The organism is Pseudomonas sp. C 49-2, from assembly GCF_003970195.1.
Classification (GTDB): domain Bacteria; phylum Pseudomonadota; class Gammaproteobacteria; order Pseudomonadales; family Pseudomonadaceae; genus Aquipseudomonas; species Aquipseudomonas canadensis.
Map to the genome: position 1 here is coordinate 203,335 of NZ_RXYG01000009.1, position 16,375 is coordinate 219,709.

A 16,375-nucleotide genomic window follows, 5' to 3' on the forward strand; every position below is an offset into this window, starting at 1 on the left:
GAGTTAGGCATAAAAAACGGCCCTCCTGATTGTTCGGGAGGGCCGTTTTTTTTGCAGTGCATTTGCTTGGCCGAATGTCAGGCCTTTTCTTTTTCTTTGCCTTTTATGGCTTTGTCTGCAGTTTTTTTGTCGTCGCGGGATGCTTCATGCTTTGCGTGGTCGCGGTCTCCAGCGTTGCAGGGGCTACAGATACCTATTGCATGCAAGCCTTTTGGTCCTTGAATGATTTCAAAGCTCACTTCCTGGCCCGCCTTCAGCGTTTTGTATCCATCCATTTGGATCGCTGAGTAATGCGCGAAGAGGTCATCCGATTTACCTTCTTCGTTGATAAAGCCGTACCCCTTGGCATTGTTGAACCATTTGACCTTGCCTTTGATCTTGACGCCAGACATACCCATATCCCTCTGCACCAGACTCCATCACTGGAGTATCATCCAGTTTATCCGTCCTAACCCGAATAAATAAGGTTGACTGCGCGGACCTTTTTTACCCACTGTGGGTTCTATTGGTTGTAACACCGTTTCGCCGATAGTCAAGGCGACCGATCGGTCAGTAGTTGAAATTCTGACAGGTCGCCCCCACCACTGTATTTGAACCACTGACGAACCTTTCTTTCCATGCATGCAAACAGCCAGATTCGACTAACATTCAATCAGGATCGACCGGATCAGGAACATGATGACGACGGTTCTGCAGGCATTGCTGTTCAGGAGGCCAAGCCTGCCTTACAGGCGCCGCCGATGTACAAGGTGGTTTTGTTCAATGATGACTACACACCGATGGATTTCGTGGTCGAAGTGCTCGAGGTGTTTTTTAACCTGAACCGCGAGTTGGCGACCAAGGTAATGCTGGCCGTTCACACAGAAGGACGGGCAGTATGTGGAGTGTTTACCCGCGACATCGCCGAGACAAAGGCCATGCAGGTCAACCAGTACGCCAGGGAAAGCCAGCATCCGCTACTCTGTGAAATCGAGAAGGACGGTTAACGCCGACCACTTGGGTATGAGGTGAAGCTATGTTAAACCGCGAGCTCGAAGTCACCCTCAATCTTGCCTTCAAGGAGGCTCGTTCGAAGCGTCATGAATTCATGACCGTCGAACACCTGCTGCTGGCACTTTTGGACAATGAAGCTGCCGCCACCGTTTTGCGTGCGTGCGGCGCCAACCTCGACAAACTCAAGCATGACCTGCAGGAGTTTATCGACTCCACGACGCCACTTATTCCAGTTCACGATGAAGACCGTGAAACCCAGCCAACCCTGGGCTTCCAGCGGGTGCTTCAGCGTGCCGTGTTCCATGTTCAGAGCTCCGGTAAGCGTGAGGTCACAGGCGCCAATGTGCTTGTGGCGATTTTCAGCGAGCAGGAAAGCCAGGCAGTGTTCCTGCTGAAACAGCAGAGCGTTGCGCGTATCGATGTCGTCAACTACATCGCCCACGGTATCTCCAAGGTGCCTGGGCACGGCGATCATTCCGAGGGTGAGCAGGATATGCAGGATGACGAGGGCGGTGAGTCTTCTTCTTCGGGCAATCCACTGGATGCCTATGCCAGCAACCTCAACGAACTGGCGCGCCAGGGGCGGATCGATCCGCTGGTGGGGCGTGAGCTTGAAGTTGAGCGCGTAGCGCAGATCCTTGCACGTCGTCGCAAGAACAACCCGTTGCTGGTGGGTGAGGCAGGCGTGGGTAAGACCGCGATTGCCGAAGGCCTGGCCAAGCGCATCGTGGATAATCAGGTGCCGGACCTGCTGGCCAATAGCGTCGTCTATTCCTTGGACCTGGGCGCGTTGCTCGCCGGGACCAAGTACCGTGGCGATTTTGAGAAGCGCTTCAAGGCGCTCCTCGGCGAGCTGAAAAAACGCCCGCAGGCGATCCTGTTCATCGATGAAATCCACACCATCATTGGCGCCGGTGCGGCTTCCGGTGGGGTGATGGACGCCTCCAACCTGCTCAAGCCGCTGCTGTCGTCGGGTGATATCCGTTGCATCGGCTCGACCACGTTCCAGGAATTTCGCGGCATCTTCGAAAAAGACCGTGCCCTGGCGCGTCGCTTCCAGAAAGTCGACGTGTCCGAGCCTTCGGTTGAAGACACCATCGGCATCCTGCGTGGGCTCAAGGGGCGTTTCGAGGCGCACCATGGCATCGAGTACACCGATGAAGCCCTGCGTTCAGCGGCTGAGCTGGCGTCGCGCTATATCAATGACCGGCACATGCCGGACAAGGCCATCGACGTGATCGACGAGGCGGGTGCCTACCAGCGCCTGCAGCCGATTGAGAAGCGTGTGAAGCGCATTGACGTGCCTCAGGTCGAGGACATCGTGGCGAAGATCGCGCGGATTCCGCCTAAACACGTCAACAGTTCCGATAAGGAGCTGCTGCGTAACCTGGAGCGCGACCTCAAGCTCACCGTGTTCGGCCAGGATGCTGCCATCGATGCGCTGTCCACCGCGATCAAGTTGTCGCGTGCGGGCCTCAAGTCGCCGGACAAGCCCGTTGGTTCGTTCCTGTTCGCTGGCCCGACCGGCGTCGGCAAGACCGAAGCGGCGCGGCAGTTGGCCAAGGCCATGGGCATTGAGCTGGTGCGTTTCGACATGTCCGAGTACATGGAGCGTCACACCGTGTCGCGCTTGATCGGTGCGCCTCCGGGCTATGTCGGTTTCGACCAGGGCGGTCTGTTGACCGAGGCGATTACCAAGCAACCGCATTGCGTGCTGCTGCTCGATGAAATCGAGAAGGCCCACCCGGAAGTCTTTAACCTGCTGCTGCAGGTGATGGACCACGGCACCCTGACCGACAACAACGGGCGCAAGGCGGACTTCCGCAACGTGATCGTGATCATGACCACCAACGCCGGTGCCGAAACGGCCGCGCGGGCTTCGATCGGCTTCAGCCATCAGGATCACTCTTCCGATGCAATGGAAGTGATCAAGAAGAGCTTCACGCCGGAATTCCGCAACCGCCTGGACACCATTATCCAGTTTGGTCGCCTCAGTCATGAGGTCATCAAAAGCGTGGTGGACAAGTTCCTCACCGAGCTTCAGGCGCAGCTGGAAGACAAGCGCGTGCAGCTGGATGTCACGGAAGCGGCGCGCAGCTGGATCGCCGAGGGCGGCTACGATGCGGCAATGGGCGCTCGCCCAATGGCGCGTCTGATCCAGGACAAGATCAAGCGGCCATTGGCCGAAGAGATCCTGTTCGGCGAACTTTCCGACCATGGTGGCGTGGTGCACATCGACCTGAAGGATGGCGAGCTGACCTTCGAGTTCGAAACCACGGCTGAAATGGCCTGATAGCTGACCGCAACAATGCAAAAGGCGCCGAAAGGCGCCTTTTTGCTACCTGGATAAACGGGTGGGTCGCTATCTGTCGACCGGTGAAGATCAACTGTGGGAGCTGGCTTGCCTGCGATAGCGGTGGGCCAGCCAAGCATGCAGTCACTGACAGACCGCTATCGCAGGCAAGCCAGCTCCCACAGGGTCAAGTGGCGACTGTTAAATGGCGCGCACACAAAAACGCCCGGCATAACCGGGCGTTTTGTATTGACTTGCTTAGCGAGCGCGGTAAGTAATGCGCCCTTTGCTCAAGTCATAGGGCGTCAGCTCGACGCGCACTTTGTCACCGGTAAGAATACGAATGTAGTTCTTGCGCATCTTGCCGGAGATATGCGCGGTTACGACGTGCCCATTTTCCAACTCCACACGAAACATGGTGTTGGGCAGGGTGTCGACGACAGTGCCTTCCATTTCGAAGCTGTCTTCTTTCGACATGCAGTAAAGCCCTCGGTATCCAGTGAATGGCCCGGTGCAACTGCGCCAGGCAAAAGCGGCGTGCATTGTGCCCGAAAAAGGGTGTTTAAGCCAAGGGGTTCTAGTTAAGCACGACCCATCTTTGATTAATCAGCAGTTCTATGGGCCGATATTGGGTCTTGTAGTTCATCTTTTTGCAGTTCTTGATCCAGTAGCCGAGGTACACCGCCTCCAGTTCCAGGCGCAGTGCTTCGCCGATTTGCCACAGGATTGCAAAGCGTCCCAGGCTACGGCGCTCTTCGGCAGGCTCGTAGAAGGTGTAGACCGCCGACAGGCCGTTAGGCAGCAAATCGGTCACGGCCACTGCCACCAACCGGCCGTCGGCGCGAAACTCATAGAAGCGCGAGAAGGGCAGGTCGCGGACCAGGAACGTGGAAAACTGGTCGCGACTGGGCGGGAACATATCGCCGTCGGCGTGGCGTTCCTCGATATAGCGCTGGTAAAGGTCGAAATACTCTTCGGTGAAGCGTGGTTTGGTTGGCATCACCGTCAGGTCGGCGTTGCGCTTAAGGATGCGTTTCTGGTTGCGGTCCGGCAGAAACTGCGCCACAGGGATGCGTGCCGGGACGCAGGCATTGCAGTTCTGGCAATGAGGCCGGTACAGATGATCGCCACTGCGCCGAAAGCCCATCTCCGACAGGTCGGCATACACATGCACGTCCATAGGCTGGCTGGGGTCGAGGAACAGTGTGGTGGCCTGCTCGTCGGGCAGATAGCTGCAAGAGTGGGGTTGAGTGGCATAAAACTTCAAACGCGCCAACTCGGTCATGATCAACCCTCGGATAAGCTTTGAAATAAGTGTAAGCCAGGAGCGCGGAAGTCGCCTAGGAAACCCACGGTCCAGCGCTGCGCTGATCCAGATGGTCGCGCAGGAAACCTGCGAAGTCGCTGCGGGATATGGCGCGGGCACCCAGGCTGTGCAGGTGATCGTTGGGCATCTGGCAGTCGATCAATACAAAGCCCCATTCCTGTAGTTGGCGGGTCAGCGTGGCAAAGCCGAATTTCGAGGCGTTATCGGCACGGCTGAACATGGACTCGCCGAAAAACAGCTGGCCCATCGCCAGGCCATACAAACCACCCACCAGTTTGCCGTCGTCCCAGACCTCCACCGAATGGGCGTAGCCGCGCTGGTGCAGTTCCAGGTAAGCGCTCTGGATGCTCTCGGTGATCCAAGTGCCGTCGGCATAAGCGCGCGGTGCGGCGCAGGCCTGGATGACGGCGGCGAAATCCTGGTCGAAGGTCACGCTGTAGCGCTGCTGGCGCAACAATTTGCCTAGGCTGCGGGACACATGCAGCTCGTCGGGGAATATCACCGTGCGTGGGTCGGGTGACCACCAGAGGATCGGCTGGCCGTCCGAAAACCACGGAAAGCAGCCATGGCGATAGGCTTGTACCAGGCGTTCGGCCGAAAGATCGCCACCGGCAGCCAGCAGGCCATTGGGTTCGCGCATGGCCTTGGCCAGAGGAGGGAATGTCAGTGAGTCGCGTTGTAACCAGGTCAGCATGGCATCCAGGCTTACGGAAGGGGAGGGGGTGGCAGGTATGACACCTGCTTGCGCAGTGCTGATTATTGTCGACATGGCGCCATCGGGCCAGCCCGAATCGGCTATTGAGGTGGATTAGCGTGAGCAGGTGTTTCTGCAACTCTGCCTCGGCGGCGTGGTCGTAATCGGGTCTGTGCCATGCAGGCCATTTGCCAAGCTTGCCTGGATTGATAAAAACAGCGCATAAGCCTTTGTCAGCAAAGACAATGCATGCTCAAATTGAACATGTTGTGAGACTAAATTGGCTATGCTGCCGAGTGAAGGGCAGGGGCGTGGCATCGCCGGCACAAACCCGTACAATGCGGGCATTGTGGCGCTTTCGTCATTTCATCCAGCAAGCGCCCAATGTTAAAAGTAGATTCAACGACGCACGTTCATTTTTCAGCTGCTCGGATTGGGCAGTATTTGCAGTCATTCAACAGATGGACGCGCTAAAGGCGCAGGAAAAGACCCGTTTTGAAGAAATCCGCCGCAACACCTAAAGCAGCAGTCGTGCCGGCCTGGCGCCAGCACCTGCATTATCGCCTCAAGGAAGGCGCGCTGATCGCTATCGGCGCGCTGTGCCTGTTCCTGATGATGGCCTTGCTCACGTATGGCAAGGACGATCCGGGCTGGAGCCACAACAGCAAGATCGAAGACGTGCAGAACTTCGGCGGGCCTGCCGGTTCCTACAGCGCCGATATCCTGTTCATGGTGCTGGGTTACTTCGCTTATATCTTCCCGTTGCTGCTGGCGATCAAGACCTGGCAGATCTTCCGCCAGCGTCATGAACCGTGGCAGTGGAGCGGTTGGCTATTCTCCTGGCGCCTGATTGGCCTGGTGTTTCTGGTGCTGTCCGGCGCGGCGCTGGCGCATATCCATTTTCATGCACCGACCGGCTTGCCGGCGGGCGCGGGCGGGGCGTTGGGCGAGAGCCTCGGTGACCTGGCACGCAGGACCCTGAATATTCAAGGCAGCACGCTGATGTTCATCGCGCTGTTCCTGTTCGGCCTCACCGTGTTCACCGACCTGTCGTGGTTCAAGGTGATGGACGTGACCGGCAAGATCACCCTCGACCTGCTGGAGCTGTTCCAGGGCGCCGCCAATCGCTGGTGGGCGGCACGGGTTGATCGCAAGCGCATGGTCGCCCAATTGCGCGAGGTAGATACCCGCGTCAACGAGGTGGTGGCGCCGAGCACGCCGGACCGGCGCGAGCAGGCCAAGGTCAAGGAACGCCTGATCGAACGCGAGCAGGCCCTGAGCAAGCACATGTCGGACCGCGAGAAGCAGGTGCCGCCGGTGATTGCCCCGGCACCGCCCAAGGCCCCTGAGCCGAGCCATCGCGTGCAGAAAGAGAAACAGGCACCGCTGTTCGTCGACAGTGCGGTTGAAGGCACGTTGCCGCCGATCTCGATCCTCGACCCGGCCGAAAAGAAACAACTCAACTATTCCCCGGAATCCCTGGCGGCCGTCGGCCACCTGCTGGAAATCAAGCTCAAGGAATTCGGCGTCGAAGTGTCGGTGGACTCGATCCATCCCGGCCCGGTGATTACTCGTTACGAAATCCAGCCGGCCGCCGGCGTCAAGGTCAGCCGTATTTCCAACCTGGCGAAAGACTTGGCGCGTTCCCTGGCCGTGACCAGCGTACGTGTTGTGGAAGTCATCCCCGGCAAGACCACCGTGGGTATCGAGATTCCCAACGAAGACCGCCAGATCGTGCGCTTCTCCGAGGTGCTGTCGACCCCGGAATACGACAACTTCAAATCGCCGGTCACCCTGGCGCTGGGCCATGACATCGGCGGCAAACCGGTGATCACCGACCTGGCGAAGATGCCTCACCTGCTGGTGGCCGGTACCACCGGTTCCGGTAAGTCGGTGGGGGTGAACGCGATGATCCTGTCGATCCTGTTCAAGTCGGGCCCGGAAGACGCCAAGCTGATCATGATCGACCCGAAGATGTTGGAATTGTCGATTTACGAAGGTATTCCGCACCTGCTGTGCCCCGTGGTCACCGACATGAAGGATGCCGCCAACGCCCTGCGCTGGAGCGTCGCCGAGATGGAGCGCCGCTACAAATTGATGGCGAAGATGGGCGTGCGTAACCTGTCAGGCTTCAACGCCAAGATCAAGGAAGCCCAAGAGCGCGGCGAGACCATCGATGACCCGCTGTACAAGCGCGAAAGCATCCATGACGAAGCGCCGAAACTGACCAAGCTGCCGACCATCGTGGTGGTGGTCGACGAATTCGCCGACATGATGATGATCGTCGGCAAGAAGGTTGAAGAGCTGATCGCACGTATCGCCCAGAAGGCCCGTGCCGCCGGTATCCACTTGATCCTCGCCACCCAGCGTCCTTCGGTGGACGTGATCACGGGTTTGATCAAGGCCAACATTCCTACGCGGATGGCGTTCCAAGTGTCGAGCAAGATCGACTCGCGGACCATCATCGACCAGGGTGGCGCCGAACAACTGCTTGGCCACGGTGACATGCTCTACATGCCGCCGGGCACCAGCCTGCCGATCCGGGTCCACGGTGCCTTCGTTTCCGACGATGAAGTCCACCGCGTGGTGGAAGCCTGGAAACTGCGCGGCGCACCGGAATACAACGACGACATCCTCAACGGCGTCGAAGAAGCCGGCAGCGGCTTTGAAAATGGCGGCGGCGGTGGTGACGATGATGCTGAAACCGACGCGCTGTACGACGAGGCCGTGGCCTTCGTACTGGAAAGCCGTCGCGCCTCGATTTCCGCGGTGCAACGTAAATTGAAAATCGGCTACAACCGCGCCGCCCGCATGATCGAAGCCATGGAAATGGCCGGTGTCGTCACGGCAATGAACACCAACGGCTCGCGCGAAGTCATTGCCCCCGGGCAGATGCGCGACTGATCCCGTGCCGCGTGGCAGCACGCGGCACGCCCTGAACACTCAATGAGGACTCCCATGCGCCTTATCCGCATGCTGTTGTTGCCGGCACTGGCCCTGACTGCTGTTTCGGCCCACGCAGACCCGGCTTCCGTGGCCAGCCTGAAGAACCTGTTGGACAAATCCCAGACCCTGACCGCGCGCTTCTCCCAACTGACCCTGGATGCCGGCGGCACCCAGTTGCAGGAAACCGCAGGCGAAATGGCCGTGCAGCGTCCTGGCCTGTTCTACTGGCACACCGAAGGCAAGGCCGAGCAGACCATCGTGTCTGATGGCCAGAAGGTCACCCTGTGGGACCCGGACCTGGAACAGGCCACCATCAAGAAGCTTGACCCGCGCCTGAACCAGACTCCGGCGCTGCTGCTGTCGGGTGATGTGTCGAAGATCAATGACAGCTTCGACATCACCTCCAAGCAAACCAGCAACGTGATCGAGTTCACCCTCAAGCCGAAATCCAAGGACACGCTGTTTGACACATTGTCCCTGTCGTTCGGCAATGGCGTGATCAACAACATGCGCCTGGTCGACAGTGTTGGCCAGCGCACCGATATCCTGTTCTCCGGGGTCAAGGCCAACCAGCCGGTACCTGCGTCCAAGTTCAAGTTCGACATCCCCAAGGGTGCCGATGTGATCCAGGAATAACACGCTGCCCATGGACCTGTTTCGAAGTGACCCGATTGCCCAGCCCCTGGCCGCGCGCTTGCGTTCGACCAACCTGGATGAGTACGTCGGTCAGGAACACCTGCTCGCTCGCGGCAAGCCGTTGCGCGAAGCCCTGGAGCAGGGTGCGCTGCACTCGATGATTTTCTGGGGGCCGCCGGGGGTGGGCAAGACTACCCTGGCGCGGCTGCTGGCGAAGGTCTCAGATGCGCACTTCGAAACGGTCTCGGCGGTATTGGCGGGGGTCAAGGAGATCCGCCAGGCGGTGGAAGTCGCCAAGCAGCAGGCCGGTCAGTACGGTAAGCGCACCATCCTGTTTGTCGACGAAGTGCACCGTTTCAACAAGTCACAGCAGGATGCGTTCCTACCCTATGTGGAAGATGGCACGCTGATTTTTATCGGCGCCACCACGGAAAACCCTTCGTTTGAATTGAACAACGCCTTGCTCTCGCGGGCGCGGGTCTATGTGCTCAAGAGTCTGGATGAAGCAGCGATGCAGAAGTTGCTGCACCGCGCCCTGAGTGAAGACAAAGGGCTGGGCAAGCGGCAACTGAGTGTGAGCGAAGAGGGCTTCAAGATTCTGCTTACCGCCGCCGATGGTGATGGGCGCCGCTTTCTCAACCTGGTGGAGAACGCCTCCGACCTGGCCGAAGACGGCAGCGAGATTGGCGTCGACCTCCTGCAAAGCCTGCTCGGCGACACGCGCCGGCGTTTCGACAAGGGCGGCGAAGCCTTCTACGATCAGATATCGGCCCTGCATAAGTCCGTGCGCGGCTCCAACCCGGACGGCGCGCTGTACTGGTTCGCGCGCATGATCGACGGCGGCTGCGACCCGCTCTACCTCGCACGCCGCGTCGTGCGTATGGCCAGCGAAGACATCGGCAACGCCGACCCGCGCGCATTGAGCCTGTGCCTCGCCGCCTGGGACGTGCAGGAGCGCCTCGGCAGCCCGGAAGGCGAGTTGGCAGTGGCCCAGGCCATCACCTACCTGGCCTGTGCGCCGAAGAGCAACGCGGTGTACATGGGCTTCAAGTCGGCCCTGCGCGCCGCCGCCGAATACGGTTCCCTCGAAGTGCCAATGCACCTGCGCAACGCGCCGACCAAGCTGATGAAACAGTTGGGCTACGGTGATGAATACCGCTACGCCCACGATGAACCGGATGCCTATGCGGCCGGTGAAGACTACTTCCCCGATGACCTTGAGCCACTCCCGCTCTATCAGCCGGTGCCCCGTGGCCTGGAGCTGAAGATCGGCGAAAAGCTCAATCACCTCGCCCAACTCGATCGACTCAGCCCCAAACAGCGGAGAAAGTAGTGCTCAAGACGATTCTTGCCGTGTCCGCAGCCGGCATCGCTGGTACATTATTGCGTTTCGCCGCTGGCACATGGGTCAGCGCCAATTGGCCGAAGCATTTTTATGCGGCGACCCTGGCGGTCAACCTGGTCGGCTGCCTGATCATCGGGCTGTTGTACGGCTGGTTCCTGTTGCGCCCGGAAGTACCGATTGAAATTCGCGCCGGCTTGATTGTCGGCTTTGTAGGCGGTCTGACGACCTTTTCATCCTTTTCACTGGATACGCTGCGCCTGCTGGAAAGCGGGCAGGCCCTGATAGCCTTCGGGTACCTGGGCATCAGCGTGTTCGGCGGGCTGCTCGCCACCTGGGCTGGCCTGTCCTTGACCAAACTTTGATAAACGAGAGACCGACATGCTCGATTCCAAACTGTTACGTAGCAACCTTCAGGACGTAGCGGACCGCCTGGCATCCCGTGGCTTTGCCTTGGATGTTGCGCGCATCGAAGCGCTGGAAGAACAGCGCAAGACCGTCCAGACCCGCACCGAAGCACTGCAGGCTGAGCGTAATGCGCGTTCCAAATCCATCGGTCAGGCCAAGCAGCGCGGCGAAGACATCGCCCCGCTGATGGCGGATGTCGAGCGCATGGGCACCGAGCTGTCCGACGGCAAGGTCGAGCTGGACAAGATCCAGACCGAGCTGGATTCGATCCTGCTGGGCATCCCCAACATCCCGCACGAATCCGTGCCGATTGGCGCAGACGAAGACGGCAACGTTGAAGTGCGCCGCTGGGGTACGCCAACCGCCTTTGATTTCGAGATCAAGGACCACGTTGCCCTGGGCGAATTGACCGGCGGCCTGGATTTCGAAACTGCCGCCAAGATGTCCGGGGCGCGCTTTGCCTTGCTGCGCGGTCCGATCGCGCGCATGCACCGTGCCCTGGCGCAGTTCATGATCAACCTGCACACCGGCGAACACGGTTACGAGGAAGCCTACACCCCGTACCTGGTGCAGGCGCCGGCGCTGATGGGCACCAGCCAGTTACCGAAGTTCGAAGAAGACCTGTTCAAGATCAGCCGGGACGGCGAAGCCGACCTGTACCTGATCCCGACCGCCGAAGTGTCGTTGACCAACATCGTCGCCGGCGAAATTCTTGATGCCAAGCAACTGCCGATCAAGTTCGTGGCCCATAGCCCGTGCTTCCGCAGCGAAGCCGGTGCGTCGGGTCGCGACACTCGCGGCATGATCCGCCAGCACCAGTTCGACAAAGTCGAGATGGTACAGGTGGTCGAGCCGTCGACTTCCATGGAAGCCCTGGAAGGCCTGACCGCCAACGCCGAACGCGTTCTGCAACTGCTGGAGCTGCCGTACCGCGTGCTGGCACTGTGCACCGGCGACATGGGTTTCAGCGCCGTGAAGACCTACGATCTCGAAGTGTGGGTACCGAGCCAGGACAAGTACCGCGAGATTTCGTCGTGCTCCAACTGCGGTGATTTCCAGGCCCGTCGCATGCAAGCGCGCTTCCGTAACCCGGAAACCGGCAAGCCGGAGCTGGTCCACACCCTCAACGGTTCCGGTTTGGCGGTAGGCCGTACCCTGGTGGCGGTGCTGGAAAACTACCAGCAGGCTGACGGCTCGATCCGTGTACCGGAAGTGCTCAAGCCTTACATGGCGGGCGTTGAGGTCATCCGCTAAATGGAATTTCTGCCGCTGTTTCATAACCTGCGCGGCAGTCGTGTGTTGGTCGTCGGTGGCGGGGAGATTGCCTTGCGCAAATCCCGGCTGCTGGCCGATGCCGGTGCGTTGCTGCGGGTGGTTGCTCCCCAGATTGAAGACCAGCTCAAAGAGCTGGTACTGGGCAGTGGCGGGGAACTGATTTTGCGCGGTTACCAGGAGGCGGACCTCGACGGTTGCACCCTGATCATCGCGGCCACAGACGACGAGCCGTTGAACGCGCAAGTGTCCAGCGATGCCAAGCGTCGGTGTGTACCGGTCAATGTGGTGGATGCGCCGGCCTTGTGCAGCGTGATCTTCCCGGCGATTGTCGACCGTTCACCCTTGGTGATCGCGGTGTCCAGCGGCGGCGATGCGCCGGTGCTGGCGCGCTTGATCCGCGCCAAGCTGGAAACCTGGATTCCGTCCACTTACGGCCAGTTGGCCGGGTTGGCGGCGCGGTTTCGTGCTCAGGTCAAAGGTTTGTACCCGGATGTGCAGCAGCGCCGCGCATTCTGGGAAGAGGTCTTCCAAGGCCCGATTGCCGACCGCCAATTGGCTGGACAGGGCGATGAAGCTGAGCGCCTGTTGATCGAAAAGGTCAACGGCGCACCGCCGAATGCACCGGGCGAAGTCTACTTGGTGGGTGCAGGCCCGGGTGATCCCGACCTGCTGACCTTCCGCGCCCTGCGCCTGATGCAGCAAGCCGATGTGGTGCTGTATGACCGCCTCGTAGCTCCTGCGATTCTCGAGCTGTGCCGCCGTGACGCCGAGCGTGTCTACGTCGGCAAACGCCGCGCCGATCACGCCGTGCCGCAAGACCAGATCAACCAGCAATTGGTGGACCTGGCCAAGCAAGGCAAGCGCGTGCTGCGCCTCAAGGGTGGCGATCCGTTCATCTTTGGCCGGGGGGGCGAAGAGATCGAGGAATTGGCTGCCCACGGCATCCCGTTCCAGGTGGTGCCGGGGATCACGGCGGCCAGCGGTTGCGCGGCGTATGCCGGGATTCCGCTGACTCACCGTGACTATGCGCAGTCCGTACGTTTCATTACCGGGCATTTAAAGGACGGGACGTCGGACCTGCCTTGGGATGACCTGGTGGGGCCTTCGCAGACCCTGGTGTTCTACATGGGTTTGATTGGCTTGCCGATCATCTGCGAGCAGCTGATCAAGCATGGCCGTGCATCGGATACCCCTGCAGCGTTGATCCAGCAGGGCACTACGTCCAACCAGCGCGTGTTTACCGGCACGCTGGCGGATCTGCCGCGCATGGTGGCGGAGCATGAAGTGCATGCGCCGACACTGGTGATCGTCGGTGAGGTGGTGGTGTTGCGCGAGAAGCTGAAGTGGTTTGAAGGCGCACAGTCCCAGGTCTGAGAACGCTATGGTGGCCGGTAAGCCCGCTCACCACAGTGACTGATCAGCTCCAGACAGTTTTGCCGTTCAGTTGTGCCCGATCATGCTGTCCATCAAATCGCTGCAGCGGCCCCTTCGGCACAATCCCTGTCGGATTGATCGTACGGTGGCTGGCATAGTAATGCCCTTTGATGTGCGCGAAATCCACCGTCTCGGCCACGCCCGGCCACTGGTACATCTCCCTCAACCAATTCGACAGGTTCGGATAATCCGCAATCCTGCGCAGGTTGCATTTGAAGTGGCTGTAATACACCGCATCAAAGCGAATCAGCGTGGTGAACAGCCGCACATCCGCCTCGGTCAGGTATTCGCCGGCCAGGTAACGGTGGTCGCTTAAGTGCTGCTCCAGATGATCCAGCTCCGCAAACACATCATCGAACGCACGTTCATACGCCTGCTGCGAGGTGGCAAAGCCTGCGCGATACACGCCGTTGTTCACGGCGGGGTAAATGCGCTCGTTCAGCGCGTCGATGGTTGCGCGCAGCGGCTCGGGGTAGAAGTCCAGGGTATTACCGGTCAATTCATTAAACGCGCTGTTGAACATGCGGATGATCTCCGCCGATTCATTGCTGACGATGCGCTTGAGCTTCTTGTCCCACAGTACCGGCACGGTGACGCGCCCGGTGTAGTCGGCCGTGTCAGCCGTGTAGCGCTGGTGCATGAAGTCGAAATCATCCAGCTTGTCGCCGGTGGAGCCGTGAGCCTTGTCGAAGGTCCAGCCGTTTTCCAGCATCAGCCAACTGACCACGGACACGTCGATCAGGCTTTCCAGTCCTTTGAGCTTGCGCAGAATGAGGGTGCGATGGGCCCACGGGCAGGCGAGAGAGACATAGAGGTGGTAGCGACCGGCCTCGGCCTTGAATCCACCTTCGCCACTCGGGCCTGGCGCGCCGTCGGCGGTCACCCAGTTGCGGCGTTGCGCCTGTTCCCGTTGGAATGCGCCGTCTGCGCTACTTTCGTACCACTGGTCTTTCCAGTGTCCTTCGATCAGCAAACCCATGACTGGCTCCTTGGCTAATAAGCGTTGGAGGCCAGTCTAAAGGGCTGAGTTCGATTTAAAAGCGCAAAGACCGGGGGTTAATTATCGATTAAATCGATTTTTCCCGCGCATCCCAGTATTGCTGGGCCAGGACAAACGCCTGTTCCCGTGAATGGCCCAGGCCACGCAAGGCCAGGGCCATGGTCGCGATCAAGGCCAGTTGCGGATAGCTGTCTTCGACGTCGCCGCGCCACAACGCCTTCAGGTGCTCAGGTTCGAGCGTGGCCGGCTTGACGTGACGCTGGGCGGAGAGGGCGGGCCACTCTTCGTCCCAACTTTCGCCGCCCGTGGTGCCGTACAGGTGGCTGGCCGAGTCGGGGTTGATCTCGATCTCGCCGCCGTCGCCCTTCACCACGATCACGTTGTCGCCGAGCAAGCCGCTGGCATCGCGGTGCACGCCCTGGTAACCCGGATGGAAAATACTCTGCAGGCCCAGGCGCGCATTCAAGGGATTGAGCAAACGCGCCAGGGAATGGATCGGCGAGCGCAGACCCAGGGTGTTGCGCAGGTCGATCATGCGCTGCAACTGTGGCGCCCAGTCGCCCAGCGGGATAAACGCCAGGTTGCCTTGCGCATAAGCCGCCTCGACCTGCTGCCAGTTGCGGCACAGTGGGATCTGCAAGCCTCCGAGCAATTGCTCGGTGTACAGCCGTCCGGCCGTATGCGCGCCGCCACCGTGCATAAGGATGCGCACACCGTTCTGCGCCAGGCATTTGGCCGCCAGCAGATACCACGGCAGATGACGCTTCTTGCCGGCATAGGTCGGCCAGTCGACATCCACGTTCAGCGCCGGGGCATCCAGGCGTTCGCGCACGGCTTCGGTGAAGCCGGCGAGTTCTTCCGGGCTTTCTTCCTTGTGGCGCAACAGCATCAGGAAAGCGCCGAGCTGGGTGTCTTCGACTTTTTCGTCGAGCAACATGCCCATGGCTTCGCGGGCTTCCTCGCGGGTGAGGTTGCGCGCGCCGCGCTTGCCTTTGCCCAGGATGCGCACGAACTGCGCAAACGGGTGTTCGGCAGGGGTTTCAAGGGTTAGCGGGGCAAAGTCGGTCATAAGCAATTCGTCGGCCTGGGCAGGCCCGCCAGCTTGGCGGCGAGTTTGGCGGGAGTGCCGTTGAACAGTTTGTTGAGGTGCAGGCTGTTGCCCTTTTCCGGGCCGAGCTTCAAGGCGGTGTACTTGATCAGCGGACGCGTAGCCGGGGACAACTGGAATTCGGCATAGAACTGGCGCAGCAGTTCGAGGATTTCCCAGTGGGCCGGGGTCAGCTCCAGGGTCTCGGCGGCGGCCAGGGCATGGGCGACGTCGACGGACCATTCGTTCAGGTCGGCCAAATAACCGTCCTTGTCCAGTTCCAGGGTACGTGCGCCTACGGTCAGGGTGTTCATAGCCAGGTGTTGACCTTGTCGTAGTCGATCGACAGTTGCACGAAACCTGGGTAGTCCACGCTGTCGGCCCAGTCCGGCAGCGGCAGATTGCGCGCCTGCATGTCTTCGGCCAGCACAAACACCTTCACGCCCTTGGTGTGCAGGGCGGGGGCGTGAAGCCCATAGGCGCCGTCGCCGCACAGCAGGATCGCGTCTTCGGCGCCGCAGATACGCAGGCAGCTGTCGAGGCGACTATCGGAAAACGGGGAGTGAGACACCACGTGTAAAGTCGACATCAGAGGGTAATCACCTGGTCGTAACGGTCAATCAATTGGGAAATAGCATCGTTGCTCAACGGTTGCGCCTCGGTGGGCGGCGTCAAGCCACGCACGGCCATGCTGTGGCGGCAGACAAATACATCGTCGATGCCGAACAGCCCCAATGCCTGCAGGTTGGCACTGAGGTCCTTTTGTTGCACGGCCTTGGCGTTCTGGTGCGCAGCGAGCTGGAACGCGCCGTCATCCATGAACAGCAAGCCGATGGGCAGATCGAACGCGCCACCGGCCAGCACGATGTCCAGCGCTTCCCGTGCGCTCGGCCCGGACCACGGCGCCTGACGGCTGATCACCAATAAGGATTTAGACATC

17 protein-coding genes are annotated in these 16,375 nt (G+C 60.0%); 8 read left to right on the forward strand and 9 right to left on the reverse strand.

What is annotated here, in order from left to right:
* Positions 1-77 precede the first annotated feature (77 nt).
* Positions 78-392, reverse strand: a complete 315-nt coding sequence (gene cspD / locus EJ576_RS30135; protein ID WP_275670013.1) for a cold shock domain-containing protein CspD — start codon at positions 390-392, stop codon at positions 78-80.
* Positions 393-617: 225 nt separating this feature from the next.
* On the opposite strand from cspD, the gene clpS reads away from it, so the two are divergent.
* Both clpS and clpA read left to right on the forward strand, forming a co-directional pair.
* Positions 618-986: an ATP-dependent Clp protease adapter ClpS gene (gene clpS, locus EJ576_RS19220; RefSeq protein ID WP_005789091.1), complete on the forward strand. Its 369-nt coding sequence runs from the start codon at positions 618-620 to the stop codon at positions 984-986.
* Positions 987-1,015: 29 nt separating this feature from the next.
* Complete coding sequence (clpA, locus tag EJ576_RS19225) at positions 1,016-3,286, forward strand: ATP-dependent Clp protease ATP-binding subunit ClpA (RefSeq protein ID WP_122729010.1); 2,271 nt, start codon at positions 1,016-1,018, stop codon at positions 3,284-3,286.
* Positions 3,287-3,544: 258 nt separating this feature from the next.
* On the opposite strand, the gene infA is transcribed toward clpA, so the two are convergent.
* The 3 genes from infA to aat form a co-directional block, all read right to left on the reverse strand.
* Positions 3,545-3,763 (reverse strand): translation initiation factor IF-1, encoded by a 219-nt coding sequence (gene infA / locus EJ576_RS19230; protein ID WP_002553999.1) that lies wholly within the window; start codon positions 3,761-3,763, stop codon positions 3,545-3,547.
* 100 nt (positions 3,764-3,863) lie between these two features.
* Positions 3,864-4,571 carry an arginyltransferase gene (locus EJ576_RS19235; protein WP_028616793.1) on the reverse strand — a complete coding sequence of 236 codons (708 nt, stop codon included), beginning with the start codon at positions 4,569-4,571 and terminating at the stop codon, positions 3,864-3,866.
* Between the two features lie 55 nt (positions 4,572-4,626).
* Entirely contained in the window at positions 4,627-5,307 is a 681-nt protein-coding gene (gene aat, locus EJ576_RS19240; protein ID WP_028616792.1) for a leucyl/phenylalanyl-tRNA--protein transferase, read from the reverse strand.
* 495 nt (positions 5,308-5,802) lie between these two features.
* Here aat and EJ576_RS19245 point away from each other — a divergent pair, with 495 nt between their 5' ends.
* The 6 genes from EJ576_RS19245 to cysG are packed head-to-tail and all read left to right on the forward strand — an operon-like array spanning position 5,803 to position 13,288.
* A complete protein-coding gene (locus EJ576_RS19245) occupies positions 5,803-8,211 on the forward strand; it encodes a DNA translocase FtsK (protein WP_028616791.1) in 2,409 nt (802 codons plus the stop codon).
* Positions 8,212-8,265: 54 nt separating this feature from the next.
* Entirely contained in the window at positions 8,266-8,889 is a 624-nt protein-coding gene (gene lolA / locus EJ576_RS19250; protein WP_016975527.1) for an outer membrane lipoprotein chaperone LolA, read from the forward strand.
* A gap of 10 nt (positions 8,890-8,899) precedes the next feature.
* Positions 8,900-10,222, forward strand: coding sequence for a replication-associated recombination protein A (locus EJ576_RS19255; protein WP_123475900.1), 1,323 nt, complete (start codon positions 8,900-8,902; stop codon positions 10,220-10,222).
* Positions 10,222-10,596 carry a fluoride efflux transporter CrcB gene (gene crcB, locus EJ576_RS19260; RefSeq protein ID WP_028616789.1) on the forward strand — a complete coding sequence of 125 codons (375 nt, stop codon included), beginning with the start codon at positions 10,222-10,224 and terminating at the stop codon, positions 10,594-10,596. Before EJ576_RS19255 ends, crcB begins: the two co-directional genes overlap by 1 nt.
* Before the next feature lie 16 nt (positions 10,597-10,612).
* Positions 10,613-11,893 (forward strand): serine--tRNA ligase, encoded by a 1,281-nt coding sequence (gene serS, locus EJ576_RS19265; RefSeq protein ID WP_028616788.1) that lies wholly within the window; start codon positions 10,613-10,615, stop codon positions 11,891-11,893.
* The gene (gene cysG / locus EJ576_RS19270; RefSeq protein WP_028616787.1) at positions 11,894-13,288 is read left to right on the forward strand and encodes a siroheme synthase CysG; all 1,395 of its coding nucleotides are present in this window, start codon (positions 11,894-11,896) and stop codon (positions 13,286-13,288) included. It abuts the gene before it with no gap.
* Between the two features lie 43 nt (positions 13,289-13,331).
* Here cysG and EJ576_RS19275 read toward each other — a convergent pair whose 3' ends face one another.
* From EJ576_RS19275 to tusC, 5 genes are all read right to left on the reverse strand, one after another.
* Positions 13,332-14,327, reverse strand: coding sequence for a glutathione S-transferase family protein (locus tag EJ576_RS19275; RefSeq protein WP_126570882.1), 996 nt, complete (start codon positions 14,325-14,327; stop codon positions 13,332-13,334).
* Positions 14,328-14,415: 88 nt separating this feature from the next.
* Positions 14,416-15,417: a glycosyl transferase family protein gene (locus EJ576_RS19280; protein WP_126570883.1), complete on the reverse strand. Its 1,002-nt coding sequence runs from the start codon at positions 15,415-15,417 to the stop codon at positions 14,416-14,418.
* A complete protein-coding gene (locus tag EJ576_RS19285) occupies positions 15,414-15,749 on the reverse strand; it encodes a TusE/DsrC/DsvC family sulfur relay protein (RefSeq protein WP_126570884.1) in 336 nt (111 codons plus the stop codon). Before EJ576_RS19285 ends, EJ576_RS19280 begins: the two co-directional genes overlap by 4 nt.
* Complete coding sequence (tusB, locus tag EJ576_RS19290) at positions 15,746-16,024, reverse strand: sulfurtransferase complex subunit TusB (RefSeq protein WP_028616783.1); 279 nt, start codon at positions 16,022-16,024, stop codon at positions 15,746-15,748. The genes EJ576_RS19285 and tusB overlap by 4 nt, the downstream gene beginning before the upstream one ends.
* A complete protein-coding gene (gene tusC / locus EJ576_RS19295) occupies positions 16,024-16,374 on the reverse strand; it encodes a sulfurtransferase complex subunit TusC (RefSeq protein WP_126570885.1) in 351 nt (116 codons plus the stop codon). The genes tusB and tusC overlap by 1 nt, the downstream gene beginning before the upstream one ends.
* Between the last annotated feature and the right edge of the window lies 1 nt (position 16,375).

Bases quoted from the DNA above. Each gene is read 5' to 3' on its own strand.
- infA (WP_002553999.1), bottom strand. From the start codon at position 3,763: ATGTCGAAAGAAGACAGCTTCGAAATGGAAGGCACTGTCGTCGACACC.
- EJ576_RS19235 (WP_028616793.1), bottom strand. From the start codon at position 4,571: ATGACCGAGTTGGCGCGTTTGAAGTTTTATGCCACTCAACCCCACTCT.
- cspD (WP_275670013.1), bottom strand. From the start codon at position 392: ATGTCTGGCGTCAAGATCAAAGGCAAGGTCAAATGGTTCAACAATGCC.
- aat (WP_028616792.1), bottom strand. From the start codon at position 5,307: ATGCTGACCTGGTTACAACGCGACTCACTGACATTCCCTCCTCTGGCC.
- EJ576_RS19280 (WP_126570883.1), bottom strand. From the start codon at position 15,417: ATGACCGACTTTGCCCCGCTAACCCTTGAAACCCCTGCCGAACACCCG.
- EJ576_RS19285 (WP_126570884.1), bottom strand. From the start codon at position 15,749: ATGAACACCCTGACCGTAGGCGCACGTACCCTGGAACTGGACAAGGAC.
- clpS (WP_005789091.1), top strand. From the start codon at position 618: ATGCATGCAAACAGCCAGATTCGACTAACATTCAATCAGGATCGACCG.
- cysG (WP_028616787.1), top strand. From the start codon at position 11,894: ATGGAATTTCTGCCGCTGTTTCATAACCTGCGCGGCAGTCGTGTGTTG.
- clpA (WP_122729010.1), top strand. From the start codon at position 1,016: ATGTTAAACCGCGAGCTCGAAGTCACCCTCAATCTTGCCTTCAAGGAG.
- serS (WP_028616788.1), top strand. From the start codon at position 10,613: ATGCTCGATTCCAAACTGTTACGTAGCAACCTTCAGGACGTAGCGGAC.
- tusC (WP_126570885.1), bottom strand. From the start codon at position 16,374: ATGTCTAAATCCTTATTGGTGATCAGCCGTCAGGCGCCGTGGTCCGGG.
- lolA (WP_016975527.1), top strand. From the start codon at position 8,266: ATGCGCCTTATCCGCATGCTGTTGTTGCCGGCACTGGCCCTGACTGCT.
- EJ576_RS19275 (WP_126570882.1), bottom strand. From the start codon at position 14,327: ATGGGTTTGCTGATCGAAGGACACTGGAAAGACCAGTGGTACGAAAGT.
- EJ576_RS19255 (WP_123475900.1), top strand. From the start codon at position 8,900: ATGGACCTGTTTCGAAGTGACCCGATTGCCCAGCCCCTGGCCGCGCGC.
- tusB (WP_028616783.1), bottom strand. From the start codon at position 16,024: ATGTCGACTTTACACGTGGTGTCTCACTCCCCGTTTTCCGATAGTCGC.